This window comes from Fimbriimonadaceae bacterium, assembly GCA_019638775.1.
GTDB lineage: Bacteria > Armatimonadota > Fimbriimonadia > Fimbriimonadales > Fimbriimonadaceae > JAHBTD01.
The window spans coordinates 1-1,177 of sequence record JAHBTD010000114.1 but is presented as its reverse complement, the minus strand read 5'-3'; the positions used below and the strand labels follow the sequence as shown (position 1 = coordinate 1,177).

Annotated in this window: 1 protein-coding gene; it reads right to left on the bottom strand. The window is 58.5% G+C overall.

All coding sequences use genetic code 11. The features are described from left to right. Positions 1–703: efflux RND transporter periplasmic adaptor subunit (locus KF784_20340; protein ID MBX3121406.1), on the bottom strand; the 703-nt coding region annotated here is incomplete at its 3' end. Positions 704–1,177 lie beyond the last annotated feature (474 nt).

The following is a 1,177-nucleotide window of genomic DNA, read 5'->3' as shown; positions in this document are numbered from 1 at the left end:
GCGCCTGTCGTGAGCCCGTATCGGTTTTTAATCCTACGTCGAGCAGATCCAAGACCCCTTCATGCCGGTACGTGGTGCCGTCGACAAACGTGAGCACGCCGCGCAATTGGTACACGCCGGGGTGTTGAATACGTTTGGCATCGGTATCGCGCTTCCGCTTCAGCAAAAAACTCTCCGGCGCGCTCACGATGACATACATGGGGTCGACTTGATGAATCATAGTCAACAGATCCGTTTGCGCCGACACCAACCGCCCTTCATACACACGAGTCCGTTCGATCATCCCATTGATCGGCGCGATGATCAGCGTATTGTCGAGATCGAATTTCGCTTTGACGAGTTCGGCTTTGGCGCCTTCGAGAGCGGCCTTCGCCGCCAACTCTTCGGCCACCGCGTCATCCACGTCTTTCGTACTGACCGCCTGCTCCGCTAACAGCGGCTTCACGCGCGCCAGATTCTGCTTGGCCTGCACCAACCGGGCTTCCGATTGCGCCACTTTGGCCTTGGCACTCAGCATTGCGGCGTGGAAGGGCACAGGATCGATTTGATAGAGCCGATCGCCCTTTTTGACGTCGCGCCCTTCCTTAAAAAACCACTGTTTCAGAATGCCGGTGACCTGAGATCGAATTTCCACGGGACGCGACGACTCGGCCTGCCCGATAAATTCCGGTTCGTCAGGCACATCCTGAGCGGTCGCGACCACGACCCCCACCTCCGGCACCTGGAGCGGCGGAGCGGACCCGGCTTCCTGCTTGCAACCAGGCACAAGTGCCAACGCGAACCACCCGCACAACATCGGCGCGAGAGCGGACCATCGCAGTCGCCTGATCATGCGTACTCCATAAAAAAACCTCATGTGGTGGGCGTGCTCCTATGAACGCGAGTCCATCTTACTGGTTGGCTGCCAGGTAAGCAACGGACTCACGGCCCGGTCATATCGCACTGGCACAGCGACTGACGAATGGAACAGGTGCTGCGGTGAGGACAGGGCATCGCGGGCGACGGAGGCAGAAGGACAGTCGTCCCTTCACGATGAGACAACAAGCCCTCTCCGTCACCGTCATCCCACGAACGAACCTACTTGATGGCGTGGAGCGTCTCGCGCAGTTCCTTCAACTCGGCCATCAGTAGATCCAAGTGCTGATCGCGCTGAGGCTGATCATCCTTAAACTTCCAG